General features: G+C 52.6%; 18 protein-coding genes. 8 read left to right on the top strand and 10 right to left on the bottom strand.

What is annotated here, in order from left to right; genetic code table 11:
• The first annotated feature begins 128 nt into the window (after positions 1–128).
• Positions 129–1,379 (top strand): IS256 family transposase, encoded by a 1,251-nt coding sequence (locus C7W93_RS02275; RefSeq protein WP_108438557.1) that lies wholly within the window; start codon positions 129–131, stop codon positions 1,377–1,379.
• A gap of 65 nt (positions 1,380–1,444) precedes the next feature.
• Here the strand turns inward: C7W93_RS02275 and C7W93_RS02270 are convergent, their stop codons facing one another.
• A complete protein-coding gene (locus C7W93_RS02270; protein ID WP_108438556.1) occupies positions 1,445–1,735 on the bottom strand; it encodes an HU family DNA-binding protein in 291 nt (96 codons plus the stop codon).
• A 262-nt stretch (positions 1,736–1,997) separates the two neighbouring features.
• On the opposite strand from C7W93_RS02270, the gene C7W93_RS02265 reads away from it, so the two are divergent.
• Complete coding sequence (locus C7W93_RS02265; RefSeq protein ID WP_108438555.1) at positions 1,998–3,230, top strand: DUF2863 family protein; 1,233 nt, start codon at positions 1,998–2,000, stop codon at positions 3,228–3,230.
• An 88-nt stretch (positions 3,231–3,318) separates the two neighbouring features.
• Here C7W93_RS02265 and C7W93_RS02260 read toward each other — a convergent pair whose 3' ends face one another.
• The 4 genes from C7W93_RS02260 to C7W93_RS02245 form a co-directional block, all read right to left on the bottom strand.
• Entirely contained in the window at positions 3,319–3,801 is a 483-nt protein-coding gene (locus tag C7W93_RS02260; protein ID WP_108438554.1) for a hypothetical protein, read from the bottom strand.
• A 265-nt stretch (positions 3,802–4,066) separates the two neighbouring features.
• On the bottom strand, positions 4,067–7,132 hold the full coding sequence (locus C7W93_RS02255; RefSeq protein ID WP_108438553.1) for an efflux RND transporter permease subunit: 3,066 nt from the start codon (positions 7,130–7,132) through the stop codon (positions 4,067–4,069).
• Between the two features lie 3 nt (positions 7,133–7,135).
• Positions 7,136–8,305, bottom strand: coding sequence for an efflux RND transporter periplasmic adaptor subunit (locus C7W93_RS02250; RefSeq protein ID WP_108438552.1), 1,170 nt, complete (start codon positions 8,303–8,305; stop codon positions 7,136–7,138).
• Positions 8,306–8,379: 74 nt separating this feature from the next.
• On the bottom strand, positions 8,380–9,960 hold the full coding sequence (locus tag C7W93_RS02245) for an efflux transporter outer membrane subunit (protein WP_108438551.1): 1,581 nt from the start codon (positions 9,958–9,960) through the stop codon (positions 8,380–8,382).
• Between the two features lie 317 nt (positions 9,961–10,277).
• Between C7W93_RS02245 and C7W93_RS02240 the strand changes: the two genes are divergently transcribed.
• The 5 genes from C7W93_RS02240 (at position 10,278) to C7W93_RS02220 (ending at position 14,711) form a co-directional block, all read left to right on the top strand.
• A complete protein-coding gene (locus C7W93_RS02240; protein ID WP_161539858.1) occupies positions 10,278–10,970 on the top strand; it encodes a TetR/AcrR family transcriptional regulator in 693 nt (230 codons plus the stop codon).
• Between the two features lie 146 nt (positions 10,971–11,116).
• Positions 11,117–11,749 carry a paraquat-inducible protein A gene (locus C7W93_RS02235; protein WP_108438549.1) on the top strand — a complete coding sequence of 211 codons (633 nt, stop codon included), beginning with the start codon at positions 11,117–11,119 and terminating at the stop codon, positions 11,747–11,749.
• Positions 11,736–12,455: a paraquat-inducible protein A gene (locus C7W93_RS02230; protein WP_108438548.1), complete on the top strand. Its 720-nt coding sequence runs from the start codon at positions 11,736–11,738 to the stop codon at positions 12,453–12,455. The genes C7W93_RS02235 and C7W93_RS02230 overlap by 14 nt, the downstream gene beginning before the upstream one ends.
• The gene (locus tag C7W93_RS02225; protein WP_108438547.1) at positions 12,448–14,079 is read left to right on the top strand and encodes an intermembrane transport protein PqiB; all 1,632 of its coding nucleotides are present in this window, start codon (positions 12,448–12,450) and stop codon (positions 14,077–14,079) included. Before C7W93_RS02230 ends, C7W93_RS02225 begins: the two co-directional genes overlap by 8 nt.
• Positions 14,076–14,711 carry a membrane integrity-associated transporter subunit PqiC gene (locus C7W93_RS02220; RefSeq protein WP_108438546.1) on the top strand — a complete coding sequence of 212 codons (636 nt, stop codon included), beginning with the start codon at positions 14,076–14,078 and terminating at the stop codon, positions 14,709–14,711. Before C7W93_RS02225 ends, C7W93_RS02220 begins: the two co-directional genes overlap by 4 nt.
• A 26-nt stretch (positions 14,712–14,737) precedes the next feature.
• Here the strand turns inward: C7W93_RS02220 and C7W93_RS02215 are convergent, their stop codons facing one another.
• Together C7W93_RS02215 and C7W93_RS02210 are read right to left on the bottom strand one after the other, a co-directional pair.
• Positions 14,738–16,090 carry a TAXI family TRAP transporter solute-binding subunit gene (locus C7W93_RS02215; RefSeq protein WP_108438545.1) on the bottom strand — a complete coding sequence of 451 codons (1,353 nt, stop codon included), beginning with the start codon at positions 16,088–16,090 and terminating at the stop codon, positions 14,738–14,740.
• Between the two features lie 4 nt (positions 16,091–16,094).
• Positions 16,095–17,198 carry an acyltransferase gene (locus C7W93_RS02210; RefSeq protein WP_225869842.1) on the bottom strand — a complete coding sequence of 368 codons (1,104 nt, stop codon included), beginning with the start codon at positions 17,196–17,198 and terminating at the stop codon, positions 16,095–16,097.
• A 263-nt stretch (positions 17,199–17,461) separates the two neighbouring features.
• Between C7W93_RS02210 and C7W93_RS02205 the strand changes: the two genes are divergently transcribed.
• A complete protein-coding gene (locus C7W93_RS02205) occupies positions 17,462–17,692 on the top strand; it encodes a DUF3820 family protein (RefSeq protein WP_108438543.1) in 231 nt (76 codons plus the stop codon).
• Positions 17,693–17,701: 9 nt separating this feature from the next.
• On the opposite strand, the gene C7W93_RS02200 is transcribed toward C7W93_RS02205, so the two are convergent.
• The 3 genes from C7W93_RS02200 to C7W93_RS02190 all read right to left on the bottom strand — a co-directional run bounded on the left by C7W93_RS02200 (position 17,702) and on the right by C7W93_RS02190 (position 22,099).
• On the bottom strand, positions 17,702–18,178 hold the full coding sequence (locus C7W93_RS02200; RefSeq protein WP_201747147.1) for an acyl-CoA thioesterase: 477 nt from the start codon (positions 18,176–18,178) through the stop codon (positions 17,702–17,704).
• A 217-nt stretch (positions 18,179–18,395) separates the two neighbouring features.
• A complete protein-coding gene (locus C7W93_RS02195; RefSeq protein WP_108438542.1) occupies positions 18,396–19,511 on the bottom strand; it encodes a lipocalin-like domain-containing protein in 1,116 nt (371 codons plus the stop codon).
• Positions 19,511–22,099, bottom strand: coding sequence for an FtsX-like permease family protein (locus C7W93_RS02190; RefSeq protein WP_108440435.1), 2,589 nt, complete (start codon positions 22,097–22,099; stop codon positions 19,511–19,513). Before C7W93_RS02190 ends, C7W93_RS02195 begins: the two co-directional genes overlap by 1 nt.
• Positions 22,100–22,136: the final 37 nt, after the last annotated feature.

Here is a 22,136-nt window from a genome sequence, read left to right as displayed (position 1 = left end):
TCGCTGAATGTAGGAATACCAGGATGCAGACATAAAAATGGCGAACCGAAGTTCGCCATTTTTTGAGGGTGTATTAAGCTTTGTGTAAACGGTCATTTGGCAGGACACTGCCACCATAGAGGAAAAAAATGGCCTACATAAAACGAAGCGAGCGGGTTAAGCCCGATCCTGAACTGGTGAAGCTGGCGGATAGCCTGCTTGCCAATTACAAGAAACCTGAAGACCTGATTGGCGAAAACGGTTTGCTCAAACAGCTCACCAAGATGCTCGTTGAACGTGCTTTGGAAGTCGAAATGACTGATCATCTGGGTCACGACAAAAGTAGTTCAGTCACGAACGACACGTCCAACACCCGTAATGGTCACAGCCTCAAGACGCTCAAAGGCGATTTTGGTGCGCTCTCCCTGGATATTCCCCGGGACCGCCAAGGTGCCTTTGCCCCGCAAATCGTCAGCAAGCATCAGACCCGATGGACTGGCTTTGACGACAAGATCATCTCGCTTTACGCCCGTGGTCTGACGGTCAGAGAGATTCAGAGCCACCTGGAAGAAATTTATGGTGCCGAAGTATCGCCCAGTCTGATCTCGTCAGTGACCGATGCGGTAAGCGAAGAGGTCAAGATCTGGCAGGCCAGACCGCTCGATGCCTTGTATCCGATTCTGTATCTCGACTGTATTCACGTCAAAGTGCGCGACACCGGCACGGTACGTACCAAGGCCGTCTACCTTGCCATCGGCGTGAATAGAGAAGGCAACAAGGAAGTTCTGGGACTGTGGATTGCGCAGACGGAAGGTGCCAAGTTCTGGCTTAGTGTCGTGACGGAACTGAAGAATCGCGGCGTGCAGGATATTTTTATTGCGTGTGTCGATGGATTAAAAGGTTTCCCTGAAGCCATCGAAGTGGTGTATCCGAAGGCGACCGTTCAATTATGCATTGTGCATATGGTGCGCAACAGTTTGAATTTCGTCTCCTGGAAAATGCGCAAGGAAGTCGCTGCCGATCTCAAGCGTATTTACACCGCAGCGACCATCGATGAGGCCGACATCATGCTCACCGAATTTGAATCCAAATGGGATAAGGACTACCAGGCGATCAGTTTGTCATGGCGCCGTAACTGGGCGCGGATTACGCCGTTCTTCGACTACCCACCTGAAATCCGCAAGGTCATTTACACCACCAACGCCATCGAATCGATTAATATGAGTCTGCGCAAAATCATCAAAACCCGCAGTTCATTTCCCACTGATGAGGCCGTCAGCAAACTTTTTTATCTGGCGCTCAACAACATCAGCAAGAAATGGACGATGCCATTACGGGACTGGAAAGGGGCACTCAACCGCTTCACAATCCAGTTTGAAGAACGGATGACACCGATTTAAACAAAATTCCGTTTACACAAAATCCGGCACACCCTCCATTTTTTTATTGCTCAAGCGCGAAAATATTATTTCTTCTTTTTAGCACCGTTAACCGCATCTTTAAATGCTTTACCGGCAGTAAATTTGACGGTAGTCGCGGCTTTGATTTTGATCGCTTCGCCGGTACGTGGATTACGGCCTGTGCGGGCGGCGCGCTTGCCGCTGCCGAATGTACCGAAACCGATCAACTGTACAGAGTCGCCCTTCTTTACCGCTTTGATAACGTTGGCAATCAAAGAGTCCACAGCGCGTTTGGCGGCTGCTTTTGAGAGCTCACAATCTCCTGCAATACTGTCAATCAATTCATTTTTATTCATTTGGTGACTCACTCTATAGGTTGATAGAGCGAAAATTCTAGCACTGCATTACTCAAAAGAAAATGAAAGCTCTGCTCAGAATGCAAAATAGATGCGTTTTTGACCTATTTCAAGACAATCAAGCTGATTCAGCCCTCTGCTTTCCTCCTAAAATTGCCTCGTTAAGGGATAATCACGCGCATACACATGTTCGTGTCCCCCATTTTGTTGCCTGCATTGCGCAATAATCCGCCACTAGCTTCACATAATTACATTAGAAATCATGCCAAAAAACAAGCGACCAGCACCAAGAAAATCTGCGCCATCCGCCGAGGATATCCAAGATGCGCTGGTGCAGCAGTTATGCGATCTATCCATCGATCTCGCCGAGCAGGAAGATTCTGACGCGCAGACCGCCTTGAGCGATGCGCAAAAAGAACAGGAACGCGAAATCTACAAGATCATCAAAAAGAGTCTGCATCAGAAGAAAGATGATGTTTTGTATGAGTCACTAGATCGCTTAAAACACGCGGATAGCGCGGTCTATCAAGTATTAAAGGCGCGTATCGAAGAGGCCGCAGAAGTGGTGTTGATACGCCGCGATGAAGGCATTACGGTTGAGATTAATGCGTTTCTGATTCCTGTATTTGTACGGACCGTGGGTGGCCTTCAGAGTGCGCAATCCTTTCAGGATCAAGACGCATTTGACTTGCTGACCCAAAGCTTGCAGAAGGCAGAATTGGAAAGTCCGGACGCCACAGTTGTACTGGTGAGCTATGCCTATCATCTGGATGAAATTGACAGCATTACTTTCAGCCATCTCAACGCGATGGTGCGTGATGCATTTGCGTCAATGAGCGACAAGCGAGGTGCGCCGACTGCGGCAATCGATAGTAGCTTTAAGGGCTGGCCGGAAAGCCAATTTGCGCCGACCGATGAGGCCGTGGAGTTACGGTTTTTGCTGGGCTTTACGTTGAAGACTGCTGATGATGCTTTTTATCATGTGCCGGAAGATGATGCTGCCGCAGATGCTTATTTCGATGTGCGGGAAAAACGTTTTCAGGAGTGGACTGAGCAGGTTGCGCCGTTGGTAAAGCAATGTCTTGTCACGGATGGACGCGAAGTTGATGTGAATTTTCTGTATCAGGATTTATTTCATGGCGGAAAAGAACGCGGCATTGCAGAGTATTTTATGCTGCAGATGATGTCTGAATTGACGCATGGGTTGGAGCAGTATGGTATTGCGGCAGAGAGCACTAAAGCCGTTATCGGGCCTGCCGATAATCGTGGCGATATTGTATTGCGTGTGAATTTGTATAAAGAGTCGGATGGAAGTTTGGTGGCATCGTCAGAGAAACCTTCTTCCGTGACGCGTGAATTGCAGATTGAGTTTGATGATACGTATGATGCTTTGCTGATGCTTGGGGTTAAATCAATGGCTATTGCGAGGGAGTTTAGTGTTTATGGTGAGGCGATTGCGGTACAGCCTTACGTACCTGCTTCTGAAGAATCTTGAGTATAAAAAATGCTGCACGACCGATTGGGTTGCGCAGCATTTTTGTTGTGGGCTAATCGATTAAGCCAATGATTGCTCTGCCGGGGCGTTATTTGCCGCCGGGCACGATTACCACTGGTGGGCCTACTTCGGTTGTTACGCTTTCTCTTAATATCCCGCCGGATTCTGCACTTCCCTCTACTACACCATCAGCTTTCATCCGTTGAAGGCAATCGGGACGATCGCGTTCCGGTAATGCGTTGCAGCGGTCTAGTCTGTTCTTTTTATACTCTGCCTGCGTATCGTTTAGTTGACCTTTACGGGCGGCTTCGAGGGCAGCCCCGGCTTCACGCAGGCAGGTGGCGCGATCTTCGTTTGAGGTGCCGTTTAGGCAGGCTGTGCGTTGCTTCTGATAGGCGGCTTTGGCATCAGTTAAGTTGGTGCTGTTGCCCTTATCGGCGGCCAGGGCTGAGGTTGCCATTAGCATGGCGATCATCATTAGGAATGTATGGAATAAAAATTGGATGTTTGGACGGATGATCGCGACGGACTTCTTTGGGGTCGGGATTTGGTACTGGTGTGGGACTGGCATGGCGAACTCCTTCAAAAAAACAGCTGATTTTGTGGCAGCTGAGCATGGATTAGTAGGAGAATTTCGTTGATGGTGAGTTGCTAGAATACTCCTGTCCTTTGAGAACAGGTTAGTATTCGATTGGATTGATTTGGGTTAATTTGGTTCGGGTTGGTTTGGTTGTAATTGAAACAGATTGTTCTCCGTAGAGGCTTTGTCAAGGGTAGCCCGACAAACTAGCCACAGAGAACAACCACCCGTTTCAATTACCAAAACCCGCAACCAATCACTCAGCCACCAACCTATCTCCGGCAGCTCCCTTCTTAGCCGCAGCAGCCTGATGATCATGCGCAAGGAACAAATACATGGCCGGTACCACAAACAAAGTGAACAAAGTCCCAATAGACAACCCAGTAAAGATCACCAACCCCATGGCATGTCGTCCAGCCGCACCGGCACCGGACGCAATCACCAGCGGCAACACCCCAAACACCATCGCCGCAGTAGTCATCAAAATAGGCCGCAACCGCACGGCAGATGCCTCTTCAATCGCTTCCCGTTTGCTCTTGCCGGCTTTCTGCAATTGATTAGCCACCTCAACAATCAAAATCCCATGTTTACTAATCAGCCCCATCAACGTCACCAACCCAACCTCGGTATAAATATTGATAGAAGCAAAACCAAGGAAAATAAACATCGTTGCGCCAAATAACGCCAATGGCACCGACACCAAAATCACAATCGGATCACGGAAACTTTCAAACTGTGCTGCCAGTGCCAGAAACACAATCACCACCGCAAACAACATCGTCACCACGAATCCACCGGACTCCTGAACGAACTGGCGCGATTGCCCCGAATAATCCACCGTATAGCCGCTCGGCGCGACCTCTTTGACCGTAGCGCGCATAAAGTCCAGCACATCGCCCTGCGAAGAACCCGAAACCCCCGACAGCGTCACCGAATTAAGCTGCTGAAAACGATTAATCGACTCTGGCACCACGTCGTACTTGATATGCGCAACCGTGCTAGCAGGAATCATCGAACCACTCGGCGTCTTGATATAGAAATTCAACACCTCAGACGGATTCAAACGATCCACCTGCAGCACCTGCGGAATAACTTTATAAGAACGCCCGGCAATCGAGAAGTAATTCACATAACCACCACCCAGCGCCGCGCCCAACGCGCTACCGACACTCTGCTGCGTCATGCCCAGCGCCGCAATCTTGTCACGATCCACCACCACAGTTGCTTGCGGTTTATCGATCTTCAAATCGGTATCGATGAAATAAAATTTACCAGAAGCGCGTGCCTTATCCAGAACCGCCTGCGCAATCGTATTCAGATTTTCAAAAGGCTCCGTCGTCGTAATCACAAACTGCACCGGCAATCCGGACGACCCCGGCAATGCCGGAAACTGGAACGCTGCTACCCGTGCACCGGCAATCTTATTCCACTGCGCTTGCAAATCCTGTTGAATTTGCTTGGCACTGCGCACCCGATCGCCCCAGGATTTCAGCAGAACACCACCAATACCAGCATTCACAGTCGGCACGCCAGTGATCTGGAACATCTGTGCATATTCAGGTGCCGCTTTAGCCGTCTTGAAAACCTGATCGGCGTAGGTCTGCATCTGATCTGACGTTGCGGTCGGCGCACCAACTACCTGCGACAACACGATGCCCTGATCTTCTTCGGGTGCGAGTTCTGACTGCGACATCTTAAACATCAAGCCCAGAACAACCATCAATATTGCCGCCATCACAATCAATACCGGCCATGTATCCAGCAAGGCATGCAAGGTACGTTGATAAGTGTGATGCACCTTTTCGAATACGCGATCGATGGCTTTAACAAACCGGCCAGTATCCTGCTCTGGCCGGAAAAACCGCGAACACATCATTGGCGACAACGTCAACGCCACGATGCCAGATACCGCCACTGCGCCAGCCAGTGTAAATGCAAATTCGGTAAACAGCGCACCAGTCAGACCGCCTTGAAAACCAATCGGCACATACACCGCAATCAACACCACCGTCATCGCCAGAATGGGGCTGCCAAGTTCGCGTGCGCCGAGCAGCGAGGCTTCCATCGGCGATTTGCCTTCTTTCATGTGGCGATCAACGTTTTCCACCACGATAATCGCATCATCGACCACCAGCCCGATTGCCAACACAATCGCCAGCAACGTCAGCAAATTGATCGAATAGCCCAGCGCCAGCATCACGAAAAACGTCCCGATCAGCGACAGCGGCATCGCAATAATCGGCACGATAACAGCACGGAAACTGCCCAAAAACAGGAAGATGACGATGGTCACAATCAGCAGCGCTTCGACTAACGTCTTGATAACTTCTGTAATTGAGGTGTTAATGAACTCGGTCGAGTCATACACAATTTCGCCGGTTAGTCCGTTTGGCAATTGTGACTGAATCTCTGGGAACTCGGCACGCACGCGCTTGGCGACGTCCAGAATGTTCGCATCCGGTGCAACCTTAATCCCGATGAAAACAGACCGCACGCCACTGAAGGCGACGTTAAAATCATAATTTTCTGATCCCAGCGAGACGGTCGCCAGATCTTCCAGTCGAACGATAGAATCGCCGCTGTTTTTGACCACCAATTTTTTGAATTCGTCTACAGAATGTAAATCCGTGCCCGCCGTCAAAGGCACAGTCACCATTTGGCCTTTGCTTGAACCAAGCGCCGCCAGATAATTGTTATTCCCCAATGCCGTGCTGACATCCGCAGCCGTCACGCCATAGGCGGCCATCTTGGATGAGTCCAGCCATGCACGCAGCGCAAACTGACGCGCCCCAAGCAGTTCGGCGGTCTGTACGCCTTCTACCGAATCCAGCTTCGGCTTCACCACCCGACTCAGAAAATCGGTAACGTTGTTTGTCGGTAAAGTCTTGCTATAAAACCCCAGATACATCGCATCCGTCGTTTGCCCGGTCTGTACCGTCAACACCGGCTGCTGGGCCTGCGCTGGCAACTGGTTCTTGACCGAGCTAACCTGGGTATTAATTTCCGTCAGCGCCCGATTCGCGTCATAGTTCAGACGCAAAGTAGCAGTAATGGTGGATACACCACTGCTGCTGGAAGACGATAAATAATCAATCCCCTGCGCTTGCGCAATCGCGGATTCCAGCGGCTGCGTAATAAAGCCCGCTACCGTTTGCGCATCGGCACCGTAGTAAGTCGTCGAAATAGTAACAACGGCGTTCTGCGTCTTTGGATATTGATTGATCGGCAAACTAAACAGCGAGCGTAATCCCAGCACCACCAGGAGCAAGCTCACCACCATCGCCAGAACTGGCCGGCGGATAAAGATATCGGTGAAGTTCATGACTTAGTGCTCTTGTGGAGTCGGGTTCGGGTTGTTTAGCGGCTCGACCGTATTGCTGATGACCACCGCAGTACCATTCTTCAACTTAATCTGCCCACTGGTGACGACTTGCTGGCCTTCTGCTAATCCGGTCAGAATCGCGACCTGATCACCGCGTGTTTCGCCTGTCGTCACAAATACTTGCTGGACCACAAGATCACCTTTTTTAGGTCCGTTCGCGGCCGCTTTTTCATCTTTAACGGCACCTTTTGCTGCTGGTTTTTCCTCAAATGGCTTAACGACAAACACTGTAGAGCCATACGGGTTATAGGTAATCGCGGTTTGCGGCAGCGTCAGATACATTTTTTTACCGCCGACTTCGACATTCACGTCCGAAAACATGCCCGGCAATAGCTGGCGTTTTGGATTGGCAACGGTCGCCTCAACCTGCACGTTACGGGTGGTCGGGTCGACTTTTGAGCTGATAGCGGTAACCTTGCCTGTGAAGGTAGTACCTGCATAAGCATCGTTCGTCAGATTCAATACTTGACCAACCTGCAAGCCACCAAGTTGTTTTTGCGGGATATAGAAGTCGACATAAATCGGGTCTATCGTCTGCAACGTGACGATCTTATCGCCTGGATTCAGATATTGGCCCGGGTTGACCGTGGTAATGCCGAGCTTGCCGGCAAACGGTGCGCGAATAGTTTTCTTTTCCACCGTAGCAGCTTGCTGGGCGCCTAATGCGCGTTTGCTTTTCAGATCGGCGGCATCGCTATCGATCTGCGCCTGACTGATCGCCTGCACTGCGAATTGCGCTTTATCGCGCTGGAGTACCGTGGCGGCTAGCTCGGCGTTCGCTTCCAATGCGCGCAATTGTGCAACATCAGAGTCAGCGTTCAGTTGCACCAGCAATTGCCCGGCTTTGACATCGTCACCTGACTTGAAATTGATGGTGCGCACCAAGCCAGCAATTTCGCTAGTCACATCGACACCGCGCACTGCGACCAGCGTTCCGACCGAGGACAAATGCGGTTGCCATTCAACTTTCTTGATCGTTGTTGCCGATACCGTCTGAGCGCCCTGCTTGGGCGCACTGGCAATCAATTTACGGATGTGCAGAAAAAACCCTAAAGCGAGTAAGGCGATCAGTAAGACCACCCCTCCCAGCATAATGAGCATGCGTTTCGTCATGAATACCCCTTACCGTTCTATGTTCAGATGTGGACTACAGATTTTTTAATGGCAAACAAAACGCTGAAGATCGATCAATCTTCACTTGCAGATAGCGGTACGGGCAACGTTGCAGCGGTAGACGCTTGCGCCAACGATTGCCGATTCCACCAACCGCCGCCCATGGCCTGAAACAGTGCGGCACTATCGGCATAGCGTGCAGCCTGTGCCTTGACTAAACTGACTCGGGCTTGTTGATAAGTACGCTGCGCATCCAGCAACGTCAGATAGCTGATCGCGCCTAGCTTAAATTGTTGGGTGCTGAGATTGAGCGATTCACGCGATAACGCTTCCACTTCGGCTTGTTGCTTAAGGGTTGACGCGTCGAACTCCAGCGCACGCAAACTGTCTGCCACATTCTGAAATGCCGTCAGCACGGTCGAGCGGTAATCCGCTGCGGCCTTATCGTAGGCAGCAACCGCTGCACGCCGTTTGGCCGTCAACGCACCGCCATTGAAGATCGGTTGGGTAAGTCCTGCTGCCAGACTCCACACTACTGCGGCTGGCGTAAATAAGTTATGCACTTCGGTAGCAGACGTGCCATAGCTGCCGGTCAGATTGATTTGAGGATAGAGATTGGCGGTAGCGACACCGACCTGAGCGCTGGCCTGATGAAATGTGGCCTCACTGGCACGGATGTCAGGTCTTTGGCGCACCAAAAGCGACGGCAGCGACACCGGCAATTCTTGCGGCAATTGCAACGAAGCTAAATCGAACTCTGGAAGTCCTGCTTCATTCGGCAACTTGCCAGCGTAGACCGACAACTGATGCCGTGTCTGGGATAACGCTTTTTCTAGCGGTGGCAACGTCGCCCGCGTTTGGGCAACGGTATTGCGCTGAAGCAGAACGGTTGAACGGGGAATAGCACCAAGATTGAGCTGTTTCTCGATCACTGATAACTGTTTTTCCTGCGCATCCAATATCTCATGGGTTGCTTGCAACTGCGCACGCAACGATGCTTCTTGAATCGCCGTCGTGACCAGATTCGAGGTTAGGGTTAAATACGTTGCTTCTAATTGAAACTGTTGAAAATCAACGCTAGCCTGCAAACCTTCTAACTGACGACGATTACCGCCGAATACGTCGACCGAATAAGAGACGTTCACCGACGCGCTGTACAAATTGAAAATGCCAGCGCCAACACCGCTGGTGGCATTGACTTTTTCACGATTGGCACCGAGTTGACCGCCAACGCTGGGATACAGCAGGCTGCCGGTTTCGGCACGCAGATTTTCTTGTACCTGACGCAAGGCCGCCTGCGCAGACGCCATACTAGGGCTGCGCTTTAAGGCATCGCGAATCATCTGATCCAGCGGAACGGAATGGAATAGCGACCACCATTGCGCCGGAATATCCTGACCGGCGGCAAAATGTTGCTCCAATCCCGCGCTTGGAGCACCCGGGTCAGACACCGGAACTGCCTCGGTCTGTTGCGGTACTGGCGATGGCGTGTAGCTATCACCGCTTTGAGGCGCTGTCGGGGCCTTGAAATCGGGGCCGACGGCACAGCCTGCTAGTAGCAGAACCAGCGCCAGCGATGTGCGCGCACGGTTAAACAAAAACCGGCTAGGTGGGCTATTTTTTGATTGTTGGATGCTAAAAGTGCGAGAGATCATAATTCGTATCCGACTTAGTGCGTTGTACCAGCATCACAACGAGGAAAAGTGTACTTTCGAATAACTGCAATGCCACAGAAAATTCCTAACGTCGGGCGCTAAACGATGCACCTTTGTATAGTATTGACTGATAGCTTACTGTCCCCGGAAGCAGCGATAGTGTGGCAACACCACAGCGGACCTCTCTGGACTCTTACGTACCCTTGTTGACTGGCAAGCGCCCTTGGCACCCGTATATTCCAGCCTCTTCTGGGATTGAAGTGTGATAATGTAGCATGAATTAAAAAAACGAAACGTTTTATTTATAAATGGAAATTATGCAACAAAAAGAGGAACAAATCGGCCTACTGGCGCCCCCTGAATCGGGGGCAGAAAAATCTCGTGCGGGCCGCCCAAAATCGGGGACTGAAGCAGAGCGCCTCGACCTTTTGCTGGACGCCGCGACGACGATTTTTTTGAAAGAAGGCTATGGCTTAGCCAGCATTGCCCGGATCGCCCGCGCCGCCGGAGTCTCCACACGGACCATTTACGAAAAATTCCCCAACAAGGGTGCGTTATTAATAGCGGTCATCAAACGGCTAGTAGTCAGTGAATTAACCAAGGTCATTGAAAATGGTGTTTTGGATACCTGCACGCCTGAAAAGGCGCTGACCACGCTAGGCACCATCATCATCACCAGAGTGACTTCGCCGGACGCCGTCAGCCTGTATCGATTGGGCCTGACCGAGGCCCAGCGGATTCCTGAGTTGGCAGAAAAGGTTTGTCAGGCTGGCCCCATGCGCACCGAGGATTTAGTCGCCGGTTATCTGGCCTCACAAGTAAAGCGAGGAACGCTGGAGATAGACGACCCCACCAAAGCAGCGCAACTGTTTATCAGCATGATCACCGACGCCCCGTTGCGACACGCGTTGTTCGGCTTAGCGCATCAGATCGAGCAACGCAGTCTGGACTTGCATGTCCAAAGCGTCGTCAAACTATTTCTGCGCGGCTCACAGCCACGAGACAAATAATGCGCGTTACACTGCATTGGCAGAAATTGTTTCCTAACGATCCTGCTGGCCCAGCTTTAACAGCCCCATTGATGATTAAAAATGCGGAGGGCTAATGTGTGAAAATTTTTTCCACCCATTCAATCGATCGCTAACCCACACCAATAATGCGTGAACTCCCCGATCTGATCGCTTGCGAAGGATGTGATGCGCTGTATCAGAAGCGCCCGCTCGGCACCGACGAAATTGCCATTTGCGCGCGTTGCGGTACAGAGCTTGAGCGCGATTCCAGCCGCCAGCGTCAACGCCTGCTGCCGCTGGCTGTTGCGGGTCTGATTACGTTCATCATCGCCAACGCATTTCCGATTGTGGAGATTGAACTGCAAGGATTGCGTAATCAAACCACGCTGTTTGGCGCTGTGTTGACACTCAGCGCAGAAGGCATGACGCCGGTTGCACTGCTGGTGCTGGCAACCACAATCGTGTTTCCACTGATGCAGCTGTTATTTCTTATTTACTTGTTAATCCCGCGCCCTGACGCCACGCATCCGCCGGGTTTTCGCTGGATGGTACGCGCTATGCAAACCCTGCGCCCGTGGGGCATGATCGAAGTTTTTTTGTTGGGCGTGTTGGTCGCAATCGTCAAATTATCCAATATGGCGACTGTCTTGCCGGACGTTGCGCTGTGGGCCTTTGGCATATTAACCATCTTATTAACCGCGGTCATTTCATTCGATCCCCGCTATTTCTGGCAGATAACGCCGTCCCCCAGTGCGGAGAAACGCTATGACAACGCCTGACCCACTTCACGCATATTCCCGTGAACCGGATGCCCCGGACGAGGACATTGCCGTGGAAACCGCTGCCAACCGCAATATGATGTCCTGCCATCATTGCGCCACGGTCTGGCAAGACGTCGCAGAGCACGATCGCTGCGGTCGCTGTAATACACCTTTGCACCTGCGAAAACCTGATAGCTTCAATCGTACCTGGGCCTTACTGTTCGCTGCTTGCCTGATGTATCTTCCTGCCAATCTGATGCCGGTCATGATTACCAGATCGCTATTAGGCGTCCAGCAAGACACCATCATGAGCGGCGTGATTTATTTTTGGGTCTCCGGAGACTGGGAACTGGCGGCAATTATTTTTATAGCGAGTTTTTTAGTCCCCCTATTTAAACTCAGTGCCATGATTTTAATGACCTTTACCGCGCAAAAACATAGCCGCTGGCGTCGACTGGAACGTGCAAAGCTCTATCGCATCGTTGAAGTGATCGGACGCTGGTCAATGCTGGATGTATTTGTCGTATCGTTGCTGGCAGGCCTTGTACAAATTAGCGGTTTCGCCCGCATCACGGCGGGCATCGGCGTCGCGGCTTTTGGCTCCGTCGTTGTGTTGACCATGCTGGCATCACTAACTTTCGACCCTCGTCTGACCTGGGACAAGACTGCCGACAGTCTTGATCTGGAGAGGTCACAGAATCCACTGAAAGAACAAAATGAGTGAAGAAAAGCAACCATCGTCGGCGCCGGATCTGCCTACGCCAAAACTAAAACGTCCGCGTGATTGGCTGCCCTCACTGGTCTGGCTGATTCCGATTGTCGCAGCCATAGTCGGTCTGACGCTGGTGGCAAAGATATTGGTAGAGCGTGGCCCCGTGATTACGGTGACGTTCCATACGGCAGAAGGTCTGGAAGCCGGAAAAACCAAAGTAAAGTACAAAGACGTGGATATCGGCACGGTGGATAAAATTTCGCTTAGCAAAGATCATTCGCACGTCATCGCCACCGTGCAGCTACTTAAGGATGCCAAAAGCTTTACCGCGAAAGATGCACGGTTCTGGGTGGTGCGGCCACGCGTTGCTGCGTCTGGGATATCTGGCCTCGGCACCTTATTGTCCGGAGCTTACATCGGCGCAGATGCTGGCAGTTCTGAAGAGACCAAAGATGACTTCATCGGGCTAGAAGTCCAGCCGATCGTCACGCGGGATTCCGCTGGTCAGCAATATCTGTTGCACTCCAGCGATATCGGCTCACTGGATATCGGCTCACCGGTTTACTATCGCCGCATCAAGGTTGGGCAATTATCGGCTTACGATCTGGACAGCGATGGCAAAGGGGTCACATTACGGATTTTTATTAACTCTCCGTATGAAAAATTTGTCGGCAAGAATACCCGCTTCTGGCATGCCAGCGGCTTCGATATGCAGATCAATTCAAGCGGTTTTAAGCTGCGCACCCAATCCTTGGCAACTGTCGTACTGGGCGGGATTGCGATGCAAGCGCCAGATGGCGGGATCGGCCCAGTCGCTAAGGAAAACACGGCATTTGTGCTAGCCGAAGATCAAAATATGGCCATGAAAGCACCCGATGGCGTGCCTGAAACCGTATTGCTTTACTTTAATCAGTCGCTGCGTGGACTATCCCCGGGCGCAACCGTCGATTTCCGCGGTGTTGAGCTAGGTGAAGTCAAATCCATTGGAATTGAATACGACAACAAAAAACGTGAATTTCTAATGCCGGTGCTGGTGGAAATTTATCCGCAGCGCCTTGGACGTCATATTTTTGAGGATGGAGAGGAATCAAAGTATACCCAGCAAGAGCGCTTGCAATACATGATCTCGCGCGGCTTGCGCGCGCAGCTACGCACGGGTAATTTGCTGACTGGTCAGATTTATGTCGCACTCGACTTTTTCCCGAAAGCACCGCCGGTAAAAGTAGACACGACCAAAATACCGTTAGAGTTGCCAACGATTCCGAACAGCCTGGACGAAATCCAATCGCAAATCGCCGATATTGCACGTAAGCTCAGCAAAGTGCCATTTGACCAGATCGGCAGCGATCTGCAGAAAACACTGGGAACGCTGAATCGTACCCTCATCAACGCCGAGCAATTGACCAAGACGCTCAATACCGACGTTGCCCCGGAAGTCGCCGCCGCGATGAAAGATGTACGCAAAACGTTGAATGCGGCAGAGCAAACCCTGTCTGCGGATGCGCCCCTACAACAGGATCTGCGCCAGACATTGCAGGAAGTCGCGCGTTCAGCCGCTTCGGTGCGGGTGTTGACCGATTATCTGGAACGACATCCCGAATCATTGATTCGTGGCAAAAAAGAGGAAACTAAATGATAGCCATAACCTCCCGCCGGCGGAGCCGTTCTTGCTTGCTCAGCGTCGCCAGCATCAGCGCAGCCCTACTTTTGGCAGCCTGTAGCGTTGCGCCGACGCGGTTTTATACGCTGGCAACGCCCTCGCAACTCAGCACCGCCAAGCCGACGACGCAGAATATTTTCATTGAAGTACCACCCATCGGCTTGCCGGAACGACTGGCCCGCCCACAGTTAGTGGTGCGATCACAAAATACCCGCGTCGATATTCTGGAACAGGATCGGTGGTCGTCGTCATTCAACTACGAACTCCGCGATGCTCTCGCCAGTGGGCTGGCAAACCGTCTAGGCGCGGTCGATGTCACACGCGGCGGTCGCCCGGCAGGTTCACCGGCCTATCGGATTGCGATTGAATTGCGAGAGTTCGACGCGGTACCGGGAGATAAAGTACACGCGTTATTCGGCTGGACCATTACGCGCTCTGACAACGGCCGCAGCGCCGCTTGTCAGTTGGCAGTGTCAGAACCGGTTAGCGCGGGCATGGATGCGCTGGTCGCCGGGGTCCAACGTGCAGTGGCAGACGCTGTGACGGGCATCGCCGGAGATGTCACAACGTTAGCCGCCGGGAATCCCGTGCAGTGCAAAGCGATGTAAAAGATACAAGGCCAGCGGCGAAAATACTAGTTGCTGCTGGCCAGTCTGGTACGAACGAAGCCGATATGCTCGCGCAGCACATAAAACTGATCGGCAAAGGCCAGCGGCATTTTCATGCGATTCACCGCCTCTTCGATCTGATCCAGACGTTGCAGCATCTCGGCATGTTCTTCCGGTGTATGCGCGACAGGCCCCCGCTCCAATGCAATCAACGAACCATACCAGCGATAAATTCTTGATTTAATGCGCCAGCCGTATAGCAACGGGACCAACTTAAATGCCGGAATCAGCAACAAAATCAACGGCAACAAGACCACCACGGTACGATCAACCAGACTGGCAAGCCAGTACGGCAAGGTGCGATAAAAAAATCCTTTACCTGATTTGTAATACCGTGTGGCGTCGTCGCTGATACGAAACTCGTGCGCCAGTGGCGCTGGAAACTCGTTAGCGCGTTGCAACACATTGGCACCGCTGTGCACCTCTTTCGCGGCATCGATCAATAAATCCGATAAGGCCGGATGCAAGTTCTCACGCGCCACCAATTCCGCCGTCGGCGCGATCAAACGAATGTCATGATCGGGAATATTCCGGCCAAAATCAAACACTCCTTTAGGGATTTTGAGTTCATTCAAATAGCTAAAACGCCGCGCATAGCCGCTCGCCTGTGCAAAATCCAGCAGACGAACTCCCGGTGCCCGCAACAACTTGCCCATCGTCGGCGGTGCGGCAGAGTCGCCCATCAAAAATGCGGCATCGATCTTACCGTCAGTCAGCGCCTTGGCAGCCTCATCGCCGCCCATATCCAGCAACGCAGTCTTGCCGCCCGGAACAATGCCATTGGCTTTCAATAAGGTCAGTGCCAATACCCGCGAACCGCTTCCTTGCAAACCGATAGCGACACGTTTTCCGCTCAACTCAGACAAACGGTCTATGGTTTCTTTGCCGCGATAAAATACGGAAACCGGCACATACGCAATACTTCCCAGCGACATCAGACTGTCGGTCGACATATCAGCAGCAAGCCCGCCCTGTACAAATCCGATATCGACACCGGTAGTCGGATCATTTAATTTTTTGAGATTGTCTAACGACCCTTCCGACATCACGATTTTCAACGTAACGCCGTTGCGCGCCAGTATTTTGCGATATTTCTGCGCGTCGTTCCAAAAGTTACTATGCTCTGGTCCGGTCGTGATGGTGATTGTTTTGGGCGGCGCGGGATCGATCAGCCAGATGGCTAGCCAGATAGCGACTATCGCTAGCAGCACAATCGGGCCGAAGCTAATCGCCAGATCGCGCCACGAAATGGCGACGAAGCGCGCCTTAATGCGTTTCGCGGATTCTTGCTGTTTGAGAAGTGTGTTTTGAAGGGCCATAGGCCTATTTTAAGGTGGAAAGCGTAGGTTGCAAAAAAGGGGGTACGGCGCTATCCGCAGATGCCCGGCCGACGCCACGCGATGACAGGCGACTCAGCGGCAGCTGCACCCAACGATAAAATGCCGCGCCAGCCAGCATACTCGATCCCCACGCCAGCAACATACCAAATGCCTGCAAGAGCGGTTGCGCAGGAACAAAGCGCGTAAAAATCGCGTTCACAATCAAACAAACGGGAAAATGCACCAAAAATACCCCATAAGATATTTTACCGACATTGCTGCCCATACCGCCCATCCGTAGCCAGCTAGGCCCGAAATGGTGATTTTGACGCCTGCTGATGCACACCAGCGCACAGGCAACTACCAAAGCAACAGCAATGCGACTACGAAAATCTACCATTAATGCACCAAGCGTTGGCAACAATATTGCCGCCGCCAAAAGCACAACGGTCGCCCGGTGACGGGCCGGATCGCGCGCCCACCAAGCCAGAACACCCAGCCCATAACTGCCGAAAAAGTAGATGGCCCAGGCATCCCACCTGGCGTCGCGATTAAAGTACCACTGCGAGGCGCAAACGCCGCCAATCACCAAACACGGTACTAACCAGGGCACGCTTCGTCGCACAGCCAGTTTGCCAGCCATCCAAATCAAACATGTTAACAAAGCATATAGCTGAAAATCGATGGCAACATACCAGGCACCGGCCGATATCGACTCATAGCCCAGAACGGTATGTAGCAAAAGTGCGTGCGCCGCCAGTTGCAACAACGTCGGCATCGCAGAAATAGAGTAATGCGTCATCCATGCGCCAGCTAGCGCAGAAGCGCCGACCGCCAATGCCGTTGCCACCATAAAAGGCGGCACCAACCGAACATAACGCCGCCACACTACGCGTAAAGGATCAGCGATACCCGGCATTCCAGCTGGCGCAAGTGACTTGGCGGCCAAAAAACCGCTGGTCACCAGAAAGACCTGCACAGCGATACGTGCGTAAGTGTCCAGCCAGCCGATAAACATCGGCGCAAATGGGCGAACGTGGTCTGACATTGGGCCGTAAAATGCTAAATGGTGCAAGACAATGCATTGCGCTGCGATAATCTTCAACAGATCGATGAAGCCGCTTTGAAAACTAGCGCTGCTACTTTGACAAGTATTGACCTGCTTTGGAGACCGCAGCGCGCTGCGCGCAATGCTGGATTCGCGCCGTACAGCTTGTTTCGAAAGAGGTCTTTGGGAAGACCCGTGCAAAGGCGGAAAAGCGCTCATTATTACTCTATCAATGCCAATAGCTGCGGGACGCTTATGATACGGCTTCCGCCGCCGCTGTCCAGCGGAATTGCATAGACCTGACATAAAGCTGATAACCAACCATGCAACCTGAAGCTTTAGCCCTTTTAGTGACCTGGGAAATGCCGTATGGCAAATACAAAGGGCGACTGATCGCGGATTTACCCGGACATTATCTTGGCTGGTTTGCGCGTGAAGGCTTTCCGTCTGGTGAGCTGGGCGCGCTGCTTGCGCTGATGTATGAGCTAGACCACAACGCGTTGCGACATTTGCTTGATCCTTTGCGTAAAAAGGATCGAAAGCAAACTTTTTAATATCAAATGCTAGACGCTTTTAATGCGGCTGGCTTCGATTTTTTTACGGAAATCGCGCCGCACCAACGCATTGTTAAAGCGTTCGCGTTGTTCTTCTGTCACCGGCTCCAATGGCGTCACCGGGATAGGCTTACGGAATTCGTCGACCGCAACCATCGTAAAGTAGCAACTATTTGCGTGCCTGACCAAGCGTTTCTGGATGTTTTCAGTGACGACTTTAATACCGATTTCCATCGAAGTCGTGCCGGTGTAATTCACCGATGCCAGAAAAGTCACCAACTCGCCCACATGAATCGGCTCACGAAAAACTACCTGATCGACCGACAATGTCACAACATACGTTCCTGAATACCGGCTGGCGCAAGCGTAGGCCACGCTATCGAGAAATTTAAGTACCGTGCCACCATGGACATTGCCGGAAAAATTCGCCATATCCGGCGTCATCAGCACGGTCATCGTCAGTTCGTGCGAAGGAGAAGCGATCATGATGTCTTACCTTTTCGTATAGTACGTATTTGGTGTAAAAATCGCCTACCTTGTCGGCGCTGCCAAAGTGCAGCGGCAGTGGCAGATTTGCTCGATATTATGCCGCAGGCGCGGTCACAGGCGATCTAAAAAATAGGTTTTTTTTCGATATAACAGATATCAACTTGCTATCTGAAAACGGCCCGGCCCGTCTCAGCGCCGCAACGCGTGCAAACCCTTAGAATTTCAAGGGTTTTACATAGCCGGTTAATTCAAAATAGCCGCGCCCGGCGGATTTTCCATCGCGATTAACCGTAACAGCCCCCTCCCAATACACCGAGCCGGTCGACTGACGCGAATCAAGCTCCTGATCGTCTTGCAACGGTTTCAAAAGCCATTCAATCGGCCCGGTTCGCAATAACGATTGCACGGGATAACTGGCGTCAGTGCGCGGCGAACGCCATAGCCGTTGCGGTACAAAACTCACCTGATCGGGGCCAAACTGCGTGATTTTTCCACCAGCGTCACGCAACGCTGCATGTGCCCAGACTTTGGTGCCGGTCCGGCTGCGTATCTGAAACGCCATCAGCGCCCCGCCGTCATCCAGATTCGCGCCTAACCAGTCCCAGCCAGACGCATCAGCATCCAACACGCTGGTCGACCATTCATGGTCCAGCCAGGCGATGCCGGTTACGGCTTGGTCATTCCCGGTCTGACTATCCCGACCTGCGCGCAAAACCGTACCGCTGACGCGTAATTGCGGCTCGCTGTAGTAGTAACTGGCCTGCGCAGGTTTTGGCCCCTTACGCGAATAACCGCCCTCACCTTGCAACAATGGCAACTGTGTCGGCATCAATGTCAGTTTCAGCGTGAAATCACGAGCGATAACATTTACCGCATAACTGCCATCCGGGCTGCGTACGATACGCCAATCGTCTAGCGCCACATCGGTATTGCTCTGTTTGGCATAGGCAAGACCAAAACCGGCACGGGCGCTTTTCTGGTCGTGCAGCAATTTTCCCAAACTTGGATCGGATAACGCAGCATGAGCGATGATGAGTTGAGTCGGCGCAAACGCACTCGGATTGGCGCGATCATGATCGGTCGCTGAGCGGAAAAAAGTGATCTGAAATCCCAGCGGTTTGCCATCCGGCGTAGTCAGCCAGCCCGTTGCGTACCACCATTCGGTACGAAAGTCCGGATGCGCCCCGGTATCTTGCGGCAATGTCAGCGGGTGATCTGGCGTGACTTGCGCAAATTGCGGCGGCGCAGCGTTGGTTATGCCAGCCGTTAACAATATCGAAATCCCTAGAAGAATCGCGCTAAACCAACCGCGCCGAAAAACGTATCGCATCACCAATCCTCCCGCACTGCCCGCACTGCATCCATCGCCACCGCCCGCAAGCCCGACACAACGGCAGTCAGCGTGGCAGAAATCAGCAGCAACAACGCGACCCATCCCAAACCTTGCCACGGCATATGCAATTGCATGGTCCAGTGAAAAGATTGCGGATTGACGATAAACACCAGGATTAAACTGATCGCCCATCCCAGCAAGAAACCAACCGCGATCCCCAGCGCGGTCAGCAAACACCCTTCCAACGCCAACACCGCCAGAATCTGCCGCCGCGTGACGCCAACATGGCGCAACATACCGAACTCCTGAGTCCGCGCCAGCGTTTGCGCCGAAAATGTCGCCGCCACGCCGAACAAACCAATCACAATCGCAACCACCTCAAGCAAATACGTGACAGCAAAACTTCTATCGAAAATTTTCAAACTAAGTGCGCGAATATCGCCCGGCGCAGAAAATTCTAGCGATGCGCCAAATGGCAGCTTACGCATGGCGGCAATGACGGCGTTCGGTTTGGCATCCTGCTGCAAGATAAGCGCGACTTCGGTTGCATCGGTATCGCCAGTCAGACGCCGATAATCACCTAGCCGTAGCTGAATCGCCCCTGTTTGCCGCGCATAGTCACGCCAGATACCCGCCACCACAAACGACTGCACATGCGCGCCTATCGGCAATTGCACGCGCTGACCGAGTTGATAGCCGTAGATATCGCGCATCGCCTCGGACACCCAGATCGGCAACGCATCCGGCGGTATCGCCGCTGGTAAAAGAACTTTGCCAGTGATCGGCACACTGCGCGCCGGATCGGATGCATCGATTTCTCGCGCAAGCAGCGTCACAGGCGGCCGCGCCGGATCAAGGGTTAAGGTCGATGTATGCGAGAAATTAGCGCGTTTAACACCCGGCACAGCCGCCAGTAAAAACTGCTCGGGACTGCGCATCGCGCCGGTATCGCCGCTGCTGGCAGAGCGTGCATATAAATCAGCAGACAACAATTGCGCCAGCCAATTGTCCACCGAGACCCGAAAGCTTGACACCATAATCGCCATCGCCACAATCAGACTAAAACTGGATAACACGCCGCCCAGTGCAATAGATGCATGGCCCGGCACGTTGGCTAACCTGGCCAGCGCCAACGTTCTGATCACGCCGCTGCGTGTTTTTAAGCTGAGCTTCTGCACAATGGGAAATACCCATGACGCCAAACGCGGCATTAACGCAATCCCACCGATCAGCATCAAGGCCACCGCGAAATAGCCAAAGATAGGCAAATCGAACAGAGGCGGCATTTGCGTCAACAGCGCGGCCACTAGTAAACAAAGCAACGCTGGCCATGCGGTCGCCAGACGCGCTAAAGCCACCTCGCCGCTACCGGATTTAAGGGCCGCCGCTGGTCTTGCACGCGATGCTTCAAGCGCCGGGGCCAGACTTCCCAACAGCGCAATCCCGGTGCCGAGCGCCAGAAAAATGAATGCCGCCGGAGCATCAAACTGTACGCTAGGCTGCACGCCACGAAAAAATCCGCCGCCCAGATCGCCGCCAAAAAAATGCAATGCCGTCGCCGCCATCGCGTAGCCTAAAGCCAATCCCAACAACGATCCTAACCCGCCAAGCAAACCACCTTCCAGCAAAATCTGACGCAATAACTGACCACGCGTCAGGCCTAAAACCCGTAACAAGGCAAACTGCGCCCGCCGCCGAATCACAGACAACGCCTGCGTGGAGAAAACCAAAAATGCGCCAGTAAACAGCGCCACCAGCGCCAGCACATTCAGATTGACCCGATAAGCGCGGGACATATTATTGGTACGATTTTCTTGATCCTGAATTTCCGACACCTGCAATTGCCCCTGCATCTGCGCCAGCAGAGTGCGGCGGAACGCATCCCGATTCACGCCCGGTGCCAGCCGGAGATCAATCCCGGATAGTTTTCCTATGCGACCAAAGCGCCATTGCGCAGCAGCAATGTCCATGACCCCAATTCGCTGACCTGCCCTTGCCCGCACCAAGCCGCCGGCAACCCGCAACGTGACAATACCCGTGCCACTGCGCAACGCCAGTTGATCGCCCGGATGGACTTTTAACCACTCTTGCGCCGCAGGGGACAGAAATATTGCATCATCGGAGAGCGTATCGAACGGATGATCAACGCTGGGCACGCCAGTCAGATCGGGCGCAATCAAGGCTGCACGAAAGACATCTATGCCAAGGACTTTCAACGCACTGTGCTGACCGGGAGCATCAGGCACACCGGGCAAACTGGGCACTGTAACATCGAGCTCCAATACCGGACTAGCCAACGCCACGCCTTTTTGACGCGCAATTTGCGGATACAGCGCGTCATCAAACAGCGGCTGCACACCGCGCACCTGCAAGTCGGCCAAGCCAGATAAACTTCTTGCGGCGGCAGAAAATTCATTAAAGGCAGCACCGTTAATCAAATCCACAGCATAGCCCAGCGACACCCCCAGCGCGATGGCGATCACCGCTACCAATGACCGCACTGGATAAGCGCGCCACTCGGCAAACAGCAACCAACGCGACAACAGAGGAATATTGCTGAAACCGGATTTTACTGATGGTTTCATAGTCGATACGGTGGCGATCAGGTCAACCTTGCTCATC

This window comes from Glaciimonas sp. PCH181, assembly GCF_003056055.1.
Taxonomy (GTDB): Bacteria; Pseudomonadota; Gammaproteobacteria; order Burkholderiales; family Burkholderiaceae_D; genus Glaciimonas.
This window is presented reverse-complemented; position numbering and strand designations above follow the sequence as displayed.

Bases quoted from the DNA above. Each gene is read 5' to 3' on its own strand.
- C7W93_RS02275 (WP_108438557.1), top strand. From the start codon at position 129: ATGGCCTACATAAAACGAAGCGAGCGGGTTAAGCCCGATCCTGAACTG.
- C7W93_RS02270 (WP_108438556.1), bottom strand. From the start codon at position 1,735: ATGAATAAAAATGAATTGATTGACAGTATTGCAGGAGATTGTGAGCTC.
- C7W93_RS02265 (WP_108438555.1), top strand. From the start codon at position 1,998: ATGCCAAAAAACAAGCGACCAGCACCAAGAAAATCTGCGCCATCCGCC.
- C7W93_RS02260 (WP_108438554.1), bottom strand. From the start codon at position 3,801: ATGCCAGTCCCACACCAGTACCAAATCCCGACCCCAAAGAAGTCCGTC.
- C7W93_RS02255 (WP_108438553.1), bottom strand. From the start codon at position 7,132: ATGAACTTCACCGATATCTTTATCCGCCGGCCAGTTCTGGCGATGGTG.
- C7W93_RS02250 (WP_108438552.1), bottom strand. From the start codon at position 8,305: ATGACGAAACGCATGCTCATTATGCTGGGAGGGGTGGTCTTACTGATC.
- C7W93_RS02245 (WP_108438551.1), bottom strand. From the start codon at position 9,960: ATGATCTCTCGCACTTTTAGCATCCAACAATCAAAAAATAGCCCACCT.
- C7W93_RS02240 (WP_161539858.1), top strand. From the start codon at position 10,278: ATGCAACAAAAAGAGGAACAAATCGGCCTACTGGCGCCCCCTGAATCG.
- C7W93_RS02235 (WP_108438549.1), top strand. From the start codon at position 11,117: ATGCGTGAACTCCCCGATCTGATCGCTTGCGAAGGATGTGATGCGCTG.
- C7W93_RS02230 (WP_108438548.1), top strand. From the start codon at position 11,736: ATGACAACGCCTGACCCACTTCACGCATATTCCCGTGAACCGGATGCC.
- C7W93_RS02225 (WP_108438547.1), top strand. From the start codon at position 12,448: ATGAGTGAAGAAAAGCAACCATCGTCGGCGCCGGATCTGCCTACGCCA.
- C7W93_RS02220 (WP_108438546.1), top strand. From the start codon at position 14,076: ATGATAGCCATAACCTCCCGCCGGCGGAGCCGTTCTTGCTTGCTCAGC.
- C7W93_RS02215 (WP_108438545.1), bottom strand. From the start codon at position 16,090: ATGGCCCTTCAAAACACACTTCTCAAACAGCAAGAATCCGCGAAACGC.
- C7W93_RS02205 (WP_108438543.1), top strand. From the start codon at position 17,462: ATGCAACCTGAAGCTTTAGCCCTTTTAGTGACCTGGGAAATGCCGTAT.
- C7W93_RS02200 (WP_201747147.1), bottom strand. From the start codon at position 18,178: ATGATCGCTTCTCCTTCGCACGAACTGACGATGACCGTGCTGATGACG.
- C7W93_RS02195 (WP_108438542.1), bottom strand. From the start codon at position 19,511: ATGCGATACGTTTTTCGGCGCGGTTGGTTTAGCGCGATTCTTCTAGGG.
- C7W93_RS02190 (WP_108440435.1), bottom strand. From the start codon at position 22,099: ATGAAACCATCAGTAAAATCCGGTTTCAGCAATATTCCTCTGTTGTCG.